This is a genomic window from Streptococcus sp. 4155 (genome assembly GCF_013276695.1).
Classification (GTDB): domain Bacteria; phylum Bacillota; class Bacilli; order Lactobacillales; family Streptococcaceae; genus Streptococcus; species Streptococcus pseudopneumoniae.
Map to the genome: position 1 here is coordinate 1 of NZ_VMLM01000074.1, position 744 is coordinate 744.

Here is a 744-nt window from a genome sequence, read left to right on the forward strand (position 1 = left end):
ATATTGTCATCCAATTTCTCTTTCAAATCCTTACAGGCTATGACATAGACTATGCCTGTAAGAAATTAAAATCAGATGCTTATTTTCCAAAACTGTTGGAAACTGGACAAGTTGCGTCTCAACCAACCTTGTCTCGCTTTCTGTCACGTTCAACAGAAGCAACTGTTGGGAGCTTGCGAAGACTAAACTTTGAACTGGTTCAACTCTTTTTACAAATGCAAAGCCAACCCAGTCTTATCGTTGATGTGGATTCCACTCATTTTACCACTTATGGGCATCAAGAGGGAGCCGACTATAATGCTCATTATCAGGTGACAGCTTATCATCCCCTTTATGCCTTTGAAAGCCAGACTGGCTATTGTCTGAATGCCCAGTTACGTTCTGGAAATCGCTATTGTTCAGAAGGAGCAGATGCCCTTATTCACCCCATTTTAGAGCAGTTTGACCATCTGATTTTTCGTATGGATAGCGGTTTTGTGAGCCCAAAACTCTATGATTTACTGGAAGATAGAGGTCATGCCTATTTGACCAAACTGAAAAGGAACGCTGTTCTGAGTCGCTTGGGAGATTTAACCTTGCCTTGTTCAGAGGATTTGAGTATTTTACCTCATTCTTCCTATTCAGAGTCCCTTTATAAAGCCGATTCTTGGCGCCAGCCACGTCGTGTTTGCCAATTTTCCCAAAGACAGGAAGGGGAATTGTTCTATGATGTGGTCTCTCTTGTAACCAATTTAAGCAGTGTAG

1 protein-coding gene is annotated in these 744 nt (G+C 41.8%); it reads left to right on the forward strand.

Annotation, left to right across the window (positions count from 1 at the left end):
- A partial coding sequence (locus HT715_RS09130; RefSeq protein ID WP_172922922.1) for an IS1380 family transposase occupies positions 1-744 on the forward strand: 744 nt, incomplete at both ends.